The organism is Kribbella steppae (assembly GCF_004342025.1).
GTDB lineage: Bacteria > Actinomycetota > Actinomycetes > Propionibacteriales > Kribbellaceae > Kribbella > Kribbella steppae.
The window spans coordinates 189,920-205,280 of record NZ_SLWN01000004.1 but is presented as its reverse complement, the minus strand read 5'-3'; the positions used below and the strand labels follow the sequence as shown (position 1 = coordinate 205,280).

Annotated in this window: 13 protein-coding genes; 11 read left to right on the top strand and 2 right to left on the bottom strand. The window is 68.5% G+C overall.

The window, feature by feature from the left end; all coding sequences use genetic code 11:
- The first annotated feature begins 62 nt into the window (after positions 1–62).
- Positions 63–515, top strand: coding sequence for a hypothetical protein (locus tag EV652_RS12970; protein WP_132209345.1), 453 nt, complete (start codon positions 63–65; stop codon positions 513–515).
- 10 nt (positions 516–525) lie between these two features.
- Here the strand turns inward: EV652_RS12970 and EV652_RS12965 are convergent, their stop codons facing one another.
- The gene (locus EV652_RS12965) at positions 526–1,170 is read right to left on the bottom strand and encodes an alpha-ketoglutarate-dependent dioxygenase AlkB (protein ID WP_132209344.1); all 645 of its coding nucleotides are present in this window, start codon (positions 1,168–1,170) and stop codon (positions 526–528) included.
- A 215-nt stretch (positions 1,171–1,385) separates the two neighbouring features.
- On the opposite strand from EV652_RS12965, the gene EV652_RS12960 reads away from it, so the two are divergent.
- The 5 genes from EV652_RS12960 (at position 1,386) to EV652_RS12945 (ending at position 6,131) form a co-directional block, all read left to right on the top strand.
- Positions 1,386–2,018 carry a dihydrofolate reductase family protein gene (locus tag EV652_RS12960; protein ID WP_132209343.1) on the top strand — a complete coding sequence of 211 codons (633 nt, stop codon included), beginning with the start codon at positions 1,386–1,388 and terminating at the stop codon, positions 2,016–2,018.
- Between the two features lie 201 nt (positions 2,019–2,219).
- A complete protein-coding gene (locus tag EV652_RS12955; RefSeq protein WP_132209342.1) occupies positions 2,220–3,137 on the top strand; it encodes an NADP-dependent oxidoreductase in 918 nt (305 codons plus the stop codon).
- Between the two features lie 109 nt (positions 3,138–3,246).
- Positions 3,247–3,378 (top strand): hypothetical protein, encoded by a 132-nt coding sequence (locus EV652_RS45780; RefSeq protein WP_255512592.1) that lies wholly within the window; start codon positions 3,247–3,249, stop codon positions 3,376–3,378.
- A gap of 16 nt (positions 3,379–3,394) precedes the next feature.
- The gene (locus tag EV652_RS12950) at positions 3,395–4,147 is read left to right on the top strand and encodes an aminoglycoside phosphotransferase family protein (protein ID WP_132209341.1); all 753 of its coding nucleotides are present in this window, start codon (positions 3,395–3,397) and stop codon (positions 4,145–4,147) included.
- A 610-nt stretch (positions 4,148–4,757) separates the two neighbouring features.
- Entirely contained in the window at positions 4,758–6,131 is a 1,374-nt protein-coding gene (locus tag EV652_RS12945; RefSeq protein ID WP_132209340.1) for an amidohydrolase, read from the top strand.
- Between the two features lie 51 nt (positions 6,132–6,182).
- Here the strand turns inward: EV652_RS12945 and EV652_RS12940 are convergent, their stop codons facing one another.
- Entirely contained in the window at positions 6,183–9,038 is a 2,856-nt protein-coding gene (locus EV652_RS12940; RefSeq protein WP_242001729.1) for a S8 family serine peptidase, read from the bottom strand.
- 178 nt (positions 9,039–9,216) lie between these two features.
- Between EV652_RS12940 and EV652_RS12935 the strand changes: the two genes are divergently transcribed.
- From EV652_RS12935 to EV652_RS12910, 5 genes are all read left to right on the top strand, one after another.
- Entirely contained in the window at positions 9,217–10,026 is an 810-nt protein-coding gene (locus EV652_RS12935; RefSeq protein ID WP_132209339.1) for a dienelactone hydrolase family protein, read from the top strand.
- A gap of 244 nt (positions 10,027–10,270) precedes the next feature.
- Positions 10,271–10,960 (top strand): hypothetical protein, encoded by a 690-nt coding sequence (locus EV652_RS12930; RefSeq protein WP_132209338.1) that lies wholly within the window; start codon positions 10,271–10,273, stop codon positions 10,958–10,960.
- Positions 10,961–11,540: 580 nt separating this feature from the next.
- Positions 11,541–12,812 (top strand): ROK family transcriptional regulator, encoded by a 1,272-nt coding sequence (locus EV652_RS12920; RefSeq protein WP_132209337.1) that lies wholly within the window; start codon positions 11,541–11,543, stop codon positions 12,810–12,812.
- A complete protein-coding gene (locus EV652_RS12915; RefSeq protein WP_199238156.1) occupies positions 12,809–14,311 on the top strand; it encodes a sugar ABC transporter ATP-binding protein in 1,503 nt (500 codons plus the stop codon). Before EV652_RS12920 ends, EV652_RS12915 begins: the two co-directional genes overlap by 4 nt.
- Complete coding sequence (locus EV652_RS12910) at positions 14,308–15,351, top strand: ABC transporter permease (RefSeq protein WP_132209336.1); 1,044 nt, start codon at positions 14,308–14,310, stop codon at positions 15,349–15,351. The genes EV652_RS12915 and EV652_RS12910 overlap by 4 nt, the downstream gene beginning before the upstream one ends.
- Positions 15,352–15,361 lie beyond the last annotated feature (10 nt).

Below are 15,361 nucleotides of genomic sequence, written 5' to 3'. Positions count from 1 at the left end.
TGGGCCGAAATTGGTCTGTGGATAACTCAGATCGGGGGTCGAAACGACGGCACCTTGTAGGTATGAGCTTCCAAGACCTCCCACAGACCTGGACCGACCATCCACTCTCCGATCCCGACCTGGCCGCCGACGTCGTCGACCTCCTGGTGAGCCTCGGCGACCGCCAGCGCGGCACGTTCACCGTCGTCCTGTGCGACGAAGACAACCGCTACCGAGCCGCCGTCGCCGTCGACCTGCCCTCGGAGTTCGAGCATCGCAGCCGCTCGTTGGAGGCCGGCGACATGTGCACGTCTGCCCTGACCCCGATCATGCCCGCTGTCCGCACCGCTCCCGGCACGTCCCTGCTCTTGGCTCTAGGCCGCCCTGGCCCACCTACCTGGCCCGAGCTGGACACCGAATGGGCAACAGCCGCCACCCACACCTGCCGAGCCGCCGGAGTCCCTCTCCTCGGCTTCTACATAGCCTCCGCTCACCACGTCTACCAACCCCTCCAACCGGCCCAGGCCGCCGCCTGACATGGCGCACTCAGCGGACGCCGCGGGGGCGGAACTGGATGCTGATGCGCGGGCCGATGTGGCCGGACGCTTTGGGGATGGCGTGTTCCCAGGTGCGTTGGCAGGAGCCGCCCATGACGATGAGATCTCCGTGGCCGAGGGGATACCGGACCGTCGAGCTGACCGGGCCGCTCGAGCCACCGGGGCGCGGTCGCAGTGCCAGCACCCGTGGTTCGCCGACGGAGAGGATGGCGACCATCGTGTCCTCGCGGTCGCCGCGCCCGATCCGGTCGCCGTGCCAGGCCACGCTGTCGCGTCCGTCGCGGTAGAAGCACAACCCCGCGGTACAGAATGGTTCGCCCAGTTCCTCCGCGTAGTGCTCACTGAGCAGGTCGCGGGCCTCGTCCAGGATCGGCAACGGCAGTTCCTCGTTCTCCCCGTAAAAGCAGAGCAGCCGCGGCACATCGACCACCCGGTCGTACATCTGCCGCCGCTCGGCCTGCCACGGCACGTCTCGCGCCAACCGCTCGTACACCTGATCCGCCCCGGTCAGCCAGCGCGGCAGTACGTCGATCCACGCGCCGCGACCGAGGTCCGTCCGCCGGACCCCGTCCACCGGGCCCAGCGCAGGATCCTCGAACGCATCCAGCAACGAGCCCTGAAGATCACCCGCCATGACCCCACCATACCCGAGATTCGAACAGATGTTCCCATGGCGGAACCGCCGTGGTGGTGACACCGCCCGCTGAGTGGCGACCAGCGATATCAACGTTTTCTATGGATCGGCACGAAGACTGGCATTAGACGTATGGGTCGACTCGGTGCACGCTCAATGACACGACCACGACAGCGACCGGATCTACGACCACGATGATCGAAGGAGCAGGTTCTATGTCACTCGCCCGCGTCCACAACTTCTCCATCTCGCTCGACGGCTTCGGCGCCGGTGAGGGTCAGAGCGCCGACGCGCATTTCGGTCACGCCGGGGATCGGCTGCACGAATGGATGTTCGCCACCCGGTCGTGGGAGGCCGGCGGTAGCGGCGGCGTCGACGACGCCTTCGTCCGGCAGCACGATCCGGGGATCGGCGCCGAGATCATGGGCGCCGGGAAGTTCGGCCACCCCGGCTGGCACGAGGACCCGGAGTGGAAGGGCGCGTGGGGTCCCAACCCGCCGTTCCACACCCCGGTCTTCATCCTCACCCATCACCCGCGCCCGTCGATCGAGATGGAGGGCGGCACGACCTACCACTTCCTCGACGCGTCGCCGGCCGAGGCGCTCGAGACGGCTCGCGAGGCTGCGGGCGGAAAGGACGTACGCCTCGGCGGAGGTCCGACCATGATCCGCGACTTCCTTGCCGCCGGGCTCGTCGACTACCTGCACGCGGTGGTGGTCCCGATCCTGCTCGGCCGTGGCATGCGGCTCTGGGACGGACTGGAGGGCGTCGAGAAGGACTACAAGGTCGAGGCCACCTCCTCGCCCAGCGGAGTCACGCATTTGACCTTCACCCGCGCAGGCATCTGAACGTCGTCCCCTCCCATGGCCCGGCGGATGGAATCTGCCGCCGTACTTTTCCGGCCGGAGGTCCGCGCGTAATGCTGGGAGTAGGCCAATCACACGCCCAAGTGGCCCATCGAAACCGCCGCCGAATGGCCCACCGATCGCGGGCCACGCCTACGTAGGGTCGATCTCGAGCCAGCACAACGACCACTGCAAAGGACCTTCATGCGTGCCATCACTGCCCGGGACCGTGAGGCCGACGGCCACGGGCTGTCCCTGACCGAGCTGCCCTACCCCCACGCCGCCGAGAACGACGTCATCGTGCAAGTCCACGCCGCCGGCTTCACCCGCGGCGAGCTGGACTGGCCAGGGACCTGGACCGACCGAGCCGGCCGCGACCGCACGCCAAGTGTCCCCGGCCACGAGCTGTCCGGTGTGGTCGTCGAGCTCGGCTACGGCACCACCGGTCTCACCGTTGGTCAGCGGGTCTTCGGGCTGGCCGACTGGGCCCGCAACGGTTCGCTCGCCGGGTACGCCGCAGTGGAGGCCCGCAACCTGGCTCCGCTCCCCGCCGACGTCGACCACATCGCCGCGGCCGCCCTACCGATCTCTGGTCTGACCGCCTGGCAAGCGCTGTTCGACCACGCTCACCTGCAGACAGGCCAAACCGTCCTCATCCACGGCGCCGGCGGCTCCGTCGGCTCGGTCGCCGTACAACTGGCCCGCGAGACCGGAGCCCACATCATCGGCACCGGCCGGGCTTCCGACCGGGACCTGGCCGGCACCATGGGCGTCCACGAGTTCCTCGACCTGGACGGCGACCGCCTCGAGGACGCCGGCGAGGTCGACGTGGTGCTCGACGTGATCGGCGGCGAGATCCGCGACCGCTCCACCACGCTGTTACGCCCCGGCGGCACCCTCGTCACCATCGCCGATCCGCCGACCATCCATCCCAGTGACGGCCGGGCCATCTTCTTCGTTGTCGAGCCCAACCGCGAACAGTTGGCGCAGTTGGCCGCTCGCCTCCGCGATGGGCGGCTCACACCGCTTGTCACGACCGTCCGCGACCTGGCGGCCGCCCCCGCCGCCTTCGCAGAGCGCACGCGCGGCAGGATCATCATCACGGTGAAAGAGCACGGTTAGTCGGGACGCCCAGCTCGAGTACGCCGAGCAGCTGGCACGGGCTCGTCGAAGTGGAGACGGACCTGCTCCCGGGCGACACGATCCAGTTCGTCCTACTACGGTTGGGCGCGTGACGAGGCGCTTCTCGATCAACATCCCGAACGTCGGTGCCTTCGCCGACTCCGACACGGTCTCCTGGGTGGCGACCGCTGCCGTGCTTGCGACCTCCCGCATCGAGCCGGGGCCACCGAGCCTTGGATGAGCTCCTGGGAGGCCGGATGACGAGCGGTCTCGAGCGCCGCGGCTCCGACCTGCTCCGCCCGGTCGGCCCGTGGACGCCGGCCGTGCACGAGTACCTGACGCACCTCGAGGCCGTCGGCTTCCACGGAGCACCCCGGGTCGTCGGCATCGAGGGCGACCATGAGGTGCTGACGTTCCTCGAAGGCGACGTACTCGCGGATCCGGAGTGGGAGCCGGGGCGCGGTAACCCGCTCCCGGCGTACGCCCGGACAGACGATGCACTGGCCGCCGTAGGGCACCTGCTTCGCGACCTGCACGAGGCGTCCCGCAGCTTCCAGCCGCAGCACACCGGCTACCGCTTCCATCCCCACGCGCCCAATCCCGGCGAGATCGTGTCGCACGGCGACCTGGGCCCGTGGAACACCGTCTATCGAGCTGGTGTACCGGTCGCCTTCATCGACTGGGATGCAGCCGGGCCGATCGACCCGCTGCTCGATCTCGCATCCGCCGCCTGGGCATTCCTGCCGCTGGAGTCCGACCGTCAGCTCGCCGAGACCGGCTTCGATCCGCTGCCCGACCTGCCCCACCGCCTCCGGGTGTTGGTCGACGCCTACGGACTCACCGACCGGCCGACGATCATCCCCGCGCTGCAGCAGGCGAAGTTGAAGATAGTCGAGCAGGTGCAGCATTGGCCGATCGACGCGGCTGGAGCTGCCGGCTCGCTGGAGTTCCTCGCCGGTGAGCTGCGGAGGCTGGACTCGATCACGCCGGCTCTGCGTCGGGCGTTGTAGGGCGCACGGAAGGCCAGCGGCAAAGGCCGTGCTGCCAGGTGGACTGGCCCGCACGACCCGAACGTGACGATCGCGGAGCGCCGCCGCGACGCGAACCAGCAGCGCCTCGCGAACCGCGACACAAGGGGCTCGCCGTGATCCGACGGAACTGTTACGTCTGACCGGACATTGATGACCGCCAACAGCTGGAATTGTCGGTGGCAGCACCGATCATGCCGTTATGGGCGAGGGTGGTCGGCGGTTGGTCTGAAATGGCCAACAGCCGCCAGGTAGTCAGGCTGTCCGGTGGTCCCGGTCACGGCCAAGTGTTCTACGTCGACGACTGGGAGGAACGTCGTCGCGCCGCGGAGCGCATGGGGCGGACAGCCGATGACGTTCGAGGCTGGGCACTCGGCTACCGTCCAGCTGGGGATGGCGGCGACAGGTGGATCTGGGTCGACCCGCGTGTCGCCGGCGAAGGCACGACCTAGGCATCGAAGGTCAGGAGAGGTACGTCGTACAGCGCTGGGTTGCGCGGTCGAGTCCACCTGCCGACGGCGGCGAGGTCGCGGCGGCGCGTCGCGAACCACGTCCCTGGAAGACTGCGGTACGACGACCGGCTGGAGGATGGATGTCGTACCTGGTGATCCGTAATGTGTCGGTCCTGATCGTGCCCGAGTCCGGCGACTGCCGCGTGGACGAGGGGCAGGACATCCACATCGAGGACGACCAGATCACCGCGATCACCGCCACCGGCGTCACCCCGAGCGCGGCGGCGCAGGCTGACGACGGAGCGGCGGCACCCGAGGCGGCTTCGGAGGTGATCGACGGGACCGGGTTGATTGCGGTGCCGGGGTTGGTGAACTCGCATACGCACAGTCCGATGGTGATGATGCGCGGCGCAGCCGAGGACCTGTCGATCGACGACTGGTTCAACCAGCGGATCTGGCCGATGGAGGTGAATCTGACCCCCGAGCGCGTCCGGGTCGGCGCGCGCCTCGCGTGTGCGGAGATGCTGCTCGCCGGCGTGACCACGTTCGTCGATCACTACTTCCACGCCGACCAGATCGCCGAAGCGGCCCTGGAGTCCGGCATCCGCGCCGACCTGGCGCCCACGTTCTTCTCGTCGACCGGCCCCGAAGCGATCGAAGCCGCCATCGCCACAGCTCGCGACCTCCCCACCCTAGGCCCGCGCATCACGTCCAGCCTCGGCCCCCACGCGACCTACACGGTCAGCGACGAGGACTTACGTCGTACGGCGGACATCGCGCGAGCGGAGGGATTCCGGATCCACCTGCACGCCGCCGAGACCGAGGATCAGACACAGTCGTCGCTCGACCGGCTCGGCGTGACACCGATGCAGGTGCTGGAGCGAACCGGCGTACTCGACGCGGGCGCACTCATCGCCCACGGCTGCGGAATCCGGGACCCCGACCTGCCGATCCTCGAGCGGTACGCCGATCGCACCACCGTCGCCAGTTGCCCGAAGGTCTACCTCAAGCTCGCGATGGGCACAGTCACGCCGATCAAAGGCCTGCAGTCCATCGGTCTGCAGGTCGGTATCGGGACGGATGGAGCGGCCGTCCACAACACGCTCGACGTCTGGGAATCTCTGCGCATGGTCGCGCTGACCCAGAAGCAACGCGAGCAGGACGCCGAGTGGATGAACGTCTCCGACACCCTCCGACTGGCCACGAGAGGCGGCGCGGCAGCCGCCGGCCTCGCGGACCAGGTCGGGGCCCTCGAGCCAGGCCGCCAAGCCGACCTCGCCCTCGTCGACCTCTCCGGCCCGCACTGCCAACCGGTCCACGACGCCAGAGCAGCCCTCGTCTACTCGGTCCGGTCCTCCGACGTCGTCACGGTCCTCGTCGCCGGTCAGGTCGTGGTCCGCGATCGGCAACTCACCACGATGAATCTGGACGAGGTCCTCGCCGACGCAAAAGACCTCGCCCACACGCTGGTCGACCTCTCCAAGGGAGGCGCGGTCCAGCACTACGCCCCTTAACGCAGTACGCCCCGGCCAGAGCGGCCGGGGCGTACCGATGCTGCTAACTGATCAGCTGATCGTGAGGATCTTGTTCACGGTGAACGCCTGCGTGTGGTCGGCGTCGCCCGGGAACCAGACCCGGTAGGCGATCTGGCCACGAACGGCCGGCTTGATGCCGAACGCGTACCCGCCCGAGGAACTCATCCTCATCCAGGCGATCGACTTCCAGACCTTGTTCCCGTACTGCTGCAGGTAGACGTACTGACCGGAGTGTGCCGGAGCGACGTACCCGTTGAACTTCGTCACCTGGCCGAGCCTGATCGCGGCCGGCGCCAGGGTCGCCGAGATCGTCGGCGTCACCTGCACGGTGACGTCCACCGTCCGGGTCCCCATCAGATCCGCGTTCCCGGGGAACGTCAGCATGTACACCGACGACACCAGCGGCTTGTGCACGAACGACATGTTCCCGGTCGACGACGTCTTCAGCGCCGCGAGCAGAGTGAACTTGGTGCCGTTCTTCGGCCGCACGTACAGGTTGACCGGCAACCCGGCGTACGGCACGTTGTCGATCCGCAGCGTGCTGCCCTTGATCGTCAGCGAGCCGCCGTACTTCAGCAGCGTCGTCGACATCGCGATGCCCGTCTTCATCCCCCACAGTCGCGACACCGCCACCGGGCTGACCTTGCCGGTACGGTCCTTCACCCAGGCCGCATAGGTGTACGTCGTGTTCTGCGCGAGGCCGGTGTTCTTGACCGCCGACGCCGTACCCGCGTAGACGAGCGTGCCGGTGGTCAACGTCGGCACCGCGCTCCCGGCGTTGCGGCGCACGATCACCTGGTCGAGATCCGAGAGCGGCGTCGAGTACTTCCACGCCAGGTTCGCGGCCAGGTACGCGCCGCTCGCGTCGAACACCGGCGCCGCCGGCGCCTGGTCGATCGTCGAGAACACACTGCTGAACGGTGCAAGTGGCGTACCGCCGGCCTCCTGGACCCCATTGACGACGATCCGGTACGGCGCGGCGTCCAGCAGGGGAGCGGTCGGCGTGATCTGGGCTTTCTTGGTCGCCTCGTCGTACTGGACGGTGGCGCCCACGGTGGAACCGGTCTTGCCGTTCACCAGCCGGACCGTGCTCGGCGTGACGCTGGTCGCGAGCACCGCACGAGCGAACGTCACCGACGGCTTGGTGGTCACGAACATCCCCGCCGACAGGTCGGGCGGATCGACGTCCCGCACCGGGTACGCGGTCCCGGGACTCGTGCCGCCCGATCCTTCCTCGGTGAAGCTCAGCGTGTACGGGCGAGTGTCGCGCGACCCGTTGTCGTTGCGTACGGCAATGAACGTGGCGCCTGCAGCGACGCTGACGTTCGCGGTCGCGGTCAACGGCACCGGGACGTTCGGGTTCGCCGGGAACGGGTTCACCGCGGTCGCCAGCGGCTCCAGCTCGGCGTTGTACACCTCGACGCGTGGACCGATGTTCACCGGGAGGTCGAGGTTGAACTCCGAGCCGGTGAGCGACACCTTGAGGTTTCGGGCCGCGGCCGAGGTCACCACGTACCAGTCGACGTCACCCTCGACAGCGATCGTGGAGCTGACCGGGGCCGTGAGCGCCCTCGCCCGGCCCGGCTGGTCGTTGCCGTCGGCACCGGCGACGGGGTAGTCGGTGGTCCACTTGCCGCCGAGGGCGTAGTACGCGTCCAGGATGCCGGCACCGTAGTACGGGTCGTTGCCGCGCGGCCCGGCGTCACGGGCGGTCGTCTTAAGACGTGCCATGACCTGCGCCGGCGTGAACGACGGCCACTTGTTCCGCACCAGCGCCGCGACACCCGCGACGATCGGCGACGAGAACGACGTACCGCTGAGGCCGATCCAGTACGGGTCGTAGCCCGGCGGGGTCTGCGCGCGCGGTGCCGTGCTGGTGATGTTGAAGCCGGGGGCCGCGATGTCGACCGTGTCCCCGTAGGTGCTGAAGTCGGTCAGCGCGCCGTACCAGTTGGTGGCGCCGACCGACAGGACCTCCGGGTAGGCGGCCGGGTAGTGCGGGGCCGACACACCGGTGTTGCCGGCCGCGGCGACCAGGACGACGCCCTTGGCGACCGCGTTCTTGATCGCGGTGTGCAGGATCGGGTTGTCACCGTCGCCGCCGAGCGACATGTTGATCACCCGGGCGCCGTTCTTGACCGCCCAGTTGATGCCGTTGATGACGTTCGCGTCGCTACCGCTGCCGGTGTCGTCGAGCACCTTCACCGGCCGGACCTTCGCGTTCCAGGCCACCCCCGCGATGCCGATGGTGTTGCCGGTCCCGGCCCCGATGATGCCGGTCACCGCCGTACCGTGGCCGTCACCGTCGTTCGGCGGCAGAGCCGTGTTGAAGGTGTTGTAGCCCGGCAGCAGGTGGCCTGCCAGGTCCGGGTGGCCGGCGTCGACACCGGTGTCCAGGACGGCGACCGTCTGCGTGCCGGCGGACCTGGACAGATCCCAGGCCTGGTTGACTCGGACGTTCCGCAGGTACTTCTGGTAGTTGACGTAGAGCCAGTCGTTCGGGGTGGCGTCTTTGCGCCGGATGTAGTTGAGCGAGGCAAGCTCGACCGCCGGGTCGGCCTTGACCTTCTTCAGCAGTTCGGGAGCCGGCCCGTCACCGGTCACGGTGACCACGTCGGAGGTGACGGACACGTCCGGCGTGCCCTTGACCTTGGACAGTGCGGCCTTCCGGGCCGAGGTGGTCGCCTTCGGCTTGAACTTCACGATCACGGACTTCGCCTCGTAGGCGGGTCCGCTCACCCTGTCGGGGCGGGACTTCGCCGGGAACGGGCGTGGTTCGGCGGACACCTCGGCGGTACCGGACGAACCGATGACCGCTACCAGCGTCGCCGCGACCATGGCTGCGGGCAGACCCAGGCGCAGCAAGTGGGCAGGACGGAAAGACACGGGGACCCCCCCAGGGTCTCAAAGTGATAGTCGCCCGGAGTATGTCAGAGGTCTGGTCCAGTTCGCTCCCCGAAGCAACTGTCAAAAGCTGCAATCGACGTTTCCGCCAGCCCGTTCGGGCACAGGTTGTCGCCGCCCGGGCACTCTAAGCTTGGGCACCACCTTCCGAGGAGGCGCGATGACGGCACCGAGTTCCGATCTGACCGGCTGGCGGCGGGCGCCGTTCACCGGAGCGGGGCTGACCTACGACTGCTTCGAGAAGGGCGCGGGGCCGGGCGTCGTCCTGATCCCCGAGATCCCGGGACTCACCCCCGAGGTGCTCGGTTTCGGCGACCACCTCGTCAGCGAGGGGTTCACGGTCGTCATCCCGTCCCCGTTCGGTACGCCGGGACGCCCCGAAACGACCGGCTACGCCCTGGGGGTGCTCGCGCGGCTGTGTGTGGCGAAGGAGTTCCGCGCGTTCGCGGCCGACGCCGAGCGACCGATCACGAAGTATCTGCGGGCCGTCGCCGCCGACTTGGCCGTGCGGACGCCGGGACGCGGCGTCGGTGTGATCGGGATGTGCTTCACCGGCGGCTTCGCACTCGCCGCCGCGGTCGAGGACGTGGTGAAGGCGCCGGTGCTGAGCCAGCCGTCGACGCCATTCGCCGTCACCGGCCGGCTGCGGCGCGATCCGGGGCTGTCCCGGCAGGAGCTCGAGGTCGTCAAGGAACGGGCGCGCACGGACGGTCTGTGCGTCCTGGGACTGCGCTTCAGCCACGACCGGGTGTCACCGACGGAACGGTTCACCACATTGAGCGAAGAGCTCGGCGACGCGTTCGAGGTGATCGAGCTCGACAGCAGTCCGGGCAACCCGGACGGCTACCGCAAGATGGCCCACTCGGTGCTGACCCGCGACCTGAGCGAGGACCCGCCCCACTCGGCGCTGTCGGCACGCGCCCAAACCGTCGAATTTCTCCGTCAGCACCTGACTGCTACCTCGCGGTGACAGTGCGTGCGGAAATGTTAAAGCAACGTTGAGGAATGCTCAGCGTGTGACTATGTCAACGCTGAGTGGGGAATGTGTCCGAAGTCTGGGGCGGATTGTTGCGTTGTGCAAGTGAGGGGGAGCAGTGCGTGACGCTGGGTGATTTCCTCTGGTCGTGGGCACCGGGGACATGGCACGATCGGCCACCGGAGGCACATCAGGGGGCGGGCATGGCGATGGCCAGGCATTTGACGAGTGAGGCTGTATGAACGGGCGGACAGCGCAGGAGAGCCGGATCCCGGTGAACGGGACCGCGGCTGCGAACGGGACCAATGGTCACGGTTCGCAACCGGAGCCTCACCTGAACCACATGCCGGCGGACGAGGCGGAGGAGCAACCGAGGCCCGCGCCGGACGAGACTCGTGAGCCAGAGTGGACCCCGCGACCCAACGGCCGGGTGAACGGTACGGCGCTCGGCGAGTTCAACACCCCGGTCCGGGTCGACGAGATCGCCGTCGCCGCGATGTCGCTGTCGGAGAACCTGCAGGCAGCCACTCGCGGGATGCCGGAAACCCCTCAACTGCGGCGTTTCCGTCGTGACCTCGACCAGGCCGCCAGCACCTTCCGGACCATCGCCGGTGAGCTGGAGGCGACCGCCGGCAGCCTGATCCGCCTGGCCGCGAGCGAGGGCCAGTCGTGCGGCGTCGGCTGGGGCGTCTGCCCCGAGCACGGCCTCACCCTGATGAACGTCGGCGAGACCGTCTCCTGCCACGTGCTCGGTTGCCACCGCGAGAACGAGGGCGCCGTGGAGCGCTGCGAGCACCCTGTCGCCTACCGCGTCGTCGACGCGGCCGGCCCGGCATTGCTCACCTGCGCCGGGCACGCGATCGCCTGCCGGCTCTACCTCGACGACGCCGTCATCACCCTCGCCTCCGACAGCCTCGAGCTCTTCTAAGTCGTCGGAGACCCTGCACACCGACGCGGGCCAGGTTGTAGAACTGCCGCCACATAGGTCGCCGTGGCGTCGATGCCCGGACTGCAGATCACCCGGAATGACGCAGGGCTGATAGTCGATCCCGAAAGCGTTGCAGCCGGCCTGGTCCTGCTGATTCACGTTGTTGTAGTAGTGATCCGCGCCCGCGATGTCGCTGATCCGCCCCGACCATCCACGGCGAGAGCATGTTGAACGCGTGATCCGGGCTGGCGGCCGAAGCCAGTTGGGTGCCGCCCAGGGCGGTCACGGCGGTGGCGGCGAGGAAAGTGCGACGAGACAAGGTCATGTGAAGCTCCTGGTGGGGCGGTCAGGAGAGTGGGCCGAGCGTACAAACGCTCGATGGACCGCGCAAGAGTCGAACGAGCTTCGCGCAAGTTCCGGAACCAACCCCGGCTCTAGTCGGAGAGAGCGCTTCCCCAGTAGCGTCGGCGAAAACTTGGTCGCAACATCTTGACGCCAGTTCCCGCCCCTACTTAGTTTGTTGGTTCAACAGACAAAGTCTGTGACCGGGCTCACAGCAAGGGGATGGGGTGGGAGTCGCATGTCGCTGACGGACGGCCGCCGCCCGGGCAACCGGGTTGTTGCCGCGGACCATGTCTCGCTCCGCCGCAACAACCTCTCGGTCGTCTTGCGTCACGTCCGCGACCTCGGCCCGCGATCGCGGGCCCGGATCGCCGCCGACACCGGTCTGAACAAGGCGACCGTCAGCAGCCTGGTCGCCGAACTCGTCGAGCGCGGCCTGCTCCGCGAAGGCCCGGCCGACTCCACTCGTGCCCTCGGCCGCCCCGGACAGCTCGTCGAACTCGACGGCACCGGAGTCTGCGGCGTCGGCGCCGAGATCAACGTCGACTACCTCGCCGTCACCGCCCTCGACCTGGCCGGCGACACGGTCTGCCAACGACGGATTCCCCTGGACGTCGCCCACCTCGGCCCGGGTACGACGCTCGACCGGCTGGCCGACCTGGTGCGCGAATCCGTGGCGGCTGTGGATGCTCGAGGCGGCCAGGTGGCCGGCGTGACGCTCGCCGTCCCCGGTTTGGTCCAAGGCGACACCGGTGAACTCAAGCTGGCTCCGAACCTGGGTTGGGGTGAGGTCCCGGTGATCCGCGAGATGCGCGAGCGGCTGGGCGAACCGGCGTACCCGCTGCATGTGGACAACGAGGCGAACCTCGCGGCGCTGGCGGCGTACTCGGAACTGCGGAAGGCCGAGCCGATCCAGGACATCGTGCTGCTCACCGGTGCGGTCGGTGTCGGTGGTGGGGTGGTGTCGAACGGGCATCTGCTCCGCGGCGGGAGCGGGTACAGCGGCGAGGTCGGGCACATGCCGGTCGCGCCGGAAGGTCGGATCTGCGGCTGCGGCCGGACCGGCTGCTGGGAGACGGTCGTCGGCCTGACCGCACTGTTGCATAAGGCAACGGATGAGGACGATCCGGTCCGTGATCCGTCGCTGGACGTGGAGCGACGACTGGCCGAGATCACCACGCGGGCCGAGGCGGGGGAGCCCCGGACGCTGAAGGCACTCAAGGACGTCGGAACGTGGCTGGGAATTGGGGGAGCGATCTTGGTGAACATCCTGAACCCGGACGTGCTCGTGCTCGGCGGCTACTTCGCCGTGCTCGGGCCGTGGCTGAAGGAACCCTTGGAGACGGCGATCCGCGACCGCGTGATCGCCCCGGACGGCGGCGGCTGCCGGGTGGTCAGGTCGGAGCTCGGTTTCACCGCGGCGGTGCGTGGTGGTGCGCAGATCTCCCTCGACCAGGTCTTCGTCGACCCGACGGTGATCGGCCGGACCGAAACGGGGGTCGCCCAATGACCGACCTGCTGACCATGACCGGCATCGTCAAGGAGTTCCCGGGCGTCCGGGCACTCGACGGCGTCGACCTCGACGTCCGCTCCGGCGAGGTGCACTGCCTGCTCGGCCAGAACGGCGCCGGCAAGTCCACGCTGATCCGCGTGCTGACCGGTGCCCACCAACCCGATGCCGGCACGATCCACATCAACGGCGAACAGGTGCAGCTCAACACCCCGACCGCCGCGATCCAGCGCGGGATCGCCGCGATCTACCAGGAACTCGACCTGGTGCCCGACCTGACCGTTGCCGAGAACATCTTTCTCGGTCACGAGCCGGCCCGGTTCGGCTTCAGCCGACGGCACGAGGCGACTGCTCGGGCCCGCGAGATCCTGCAGGGCCTGGGCCACAGCGAGATCCCGACGCACCGCACGGTCGGCTCACTGCCGTCCGCGGGGCAACAGGTGGTCAGCATGGCCCGCGCGCTGTCCCGGGACGCCCGGCTGATCGTGATGGACGAGCCGTCCGCGGTGCTCGACCCCGAAGAGGTGTCCAACCTGTTCCGGGTCATCCGCGGCCTGACCGCGCGCGGTGTCGCCGTCGTCTACATCTCGCACCGGCTCGAGGAGATCCGCCAGGTCGGCGACCGCGTCACCGTGCTGAAGGACGGCGCCACCGTTGCGACCGGTCTGGACGCCCGGGAGACGCCGACCAAGGAACTCATCCGGCTGATGACCGGCCGCTCGATCGAGTACGTCTTCCCGCCGCGCCGGGAGATCCTCAGTACGGCGCCCGTCGTCCTCGAAGTGGCCGACCTGACCCGGCCGGCCGAGTTCGCCGGGATCGGGTTCACCGTCCGGGCCGGCGAGATCCTCGGCCTGGCCGGGCTCGTCGGTTCGGGTCGTTCCGAAGTGCTGGAGACCGTGTACGGCGCTCGCCGGGCAGCAACCGGGTCGGTACGGGTCGACGGCGTGACGCTGCGACCGGGCCGGGTGCAGGCCGCGGTCAAGGCGGGTGTCGGGCTGGCGCCGGAGGAGCGGAAGAGTCAGGCGTTGCTGCTGGACGAGGCGGTGTACAAGAACATCACGGTGTCGACCATGCAGCGGTTCGCCAGCGGGGGATTCCTGAACGGCCGGGCCGAGCGGGAAGCGGCCGCCGAACTGACCAGAGCACTGGATGTCCGCCCGGTCGGCGTGGACCAGCCGGTCCGCAACCTGTCCGGCGGCAACCAGCAGAAGGTCGTGCTGGCCCGCTGGCTGTTGCGGGACTGCCGCGTGCTGTTGCTCGACGAGCCGACCCGGGGTGTGGACGTGGGTGCGCGGTCCGAGATCTACGCCCTGATTCACAAGCTGGCCGCCAATGGGGTCGCGATCGTGATGGTCTCCAGCGAGGTCGAGGAAGTGCTCGGTCTCGCCGACCGGGTCGTCGTACTGCGGGAGGGGCGGGCCGTGTACAGCGGACCCGCGCAAGACATCGACGAGCACCAGGTACTCGACCTGGTGATGGAAGGAAGTGCCGTGTGAGTGATGACATCGCACGCCCACCTGAACAAACCGCGTCGTCGCAAGCGACCGTCACTCCGCCTGCGGCGCCGCGGTCGCGCGGTCTGCTGAGGGGTGGTGCGGGACGCAACGTCGGCCTGGTGGTGGCGTTGGTCCTGCTCTGCATCGTCGGCATCGTCACCGCCGGCGACACGTTCGCCACCGGCGCCAACGTGCTGACCATCCTGCGGCTCGCCGCCGTCATCGGCGTGGTCAGTATCGGCATGACGTTCGTCATCACCGGCGGCGGGATCGACCTGTCCGTCGGTGCGATGGTCGCGCTCGCGTCGGTCTGGGCGACCACCTTGGCGACCCAGCAGATGGCGGCGGACTTCCACTGGATCTTCATGGTCACCACGGCGCTCGTGGTCGGGTCGGCGTGTGGTCTGGTCAACGGGGTGCTCATTGCCTACGGCAAGATCGTGCCGTTCATCGCGACCCTGGCGATGCTGGCAGCCGCCCGCGGTCTGGCCGAGATCATCGCCGATCGCAAGACGCAGATCATCTCGGTCAACGCGTTCGTCGACTTCTTCGGTGGCTCGCTGATCGGCGTACCGGTGCTGGTCTGGATCTTCGTGCTGGTCGCCGCGGCCGGCTGGGTGCTGCTCAACCGGACCACCTTCGGCCGCCGTACCTTCGCCGTCGGCGGCAACGCCGAAGCCGCCCGCCTCGCCGGGATCAAGGTCCAGCGTCACACCGTCGCCCTCTACGTCCTGTGCGGGCTGTGCTGCGGGATCGCCGCGGTGATGCTGATGGCCCGGACGACGACCGGCAGCGCGACCCACGGTCAGCTGTACGAACTGGACGCGATCGCGGCCGTGGTGATCGGCGGCACGCTGCTGTCCGGTGGTCGCGGGACCATCGTCGGCACCGTCTTCGGCGTCCTGATCTTCACCACTCTCAACAACGTCTTCACGCTGAACAACCTGAGCATCTCCGCCCAGTCGGTGGCCAAGGGTCTGATCATCGTGATCGCGGTCCTGCTGCAGCAACGTCTCGCCGCTCGAACTCTGAACACCTAGGAGGACAATG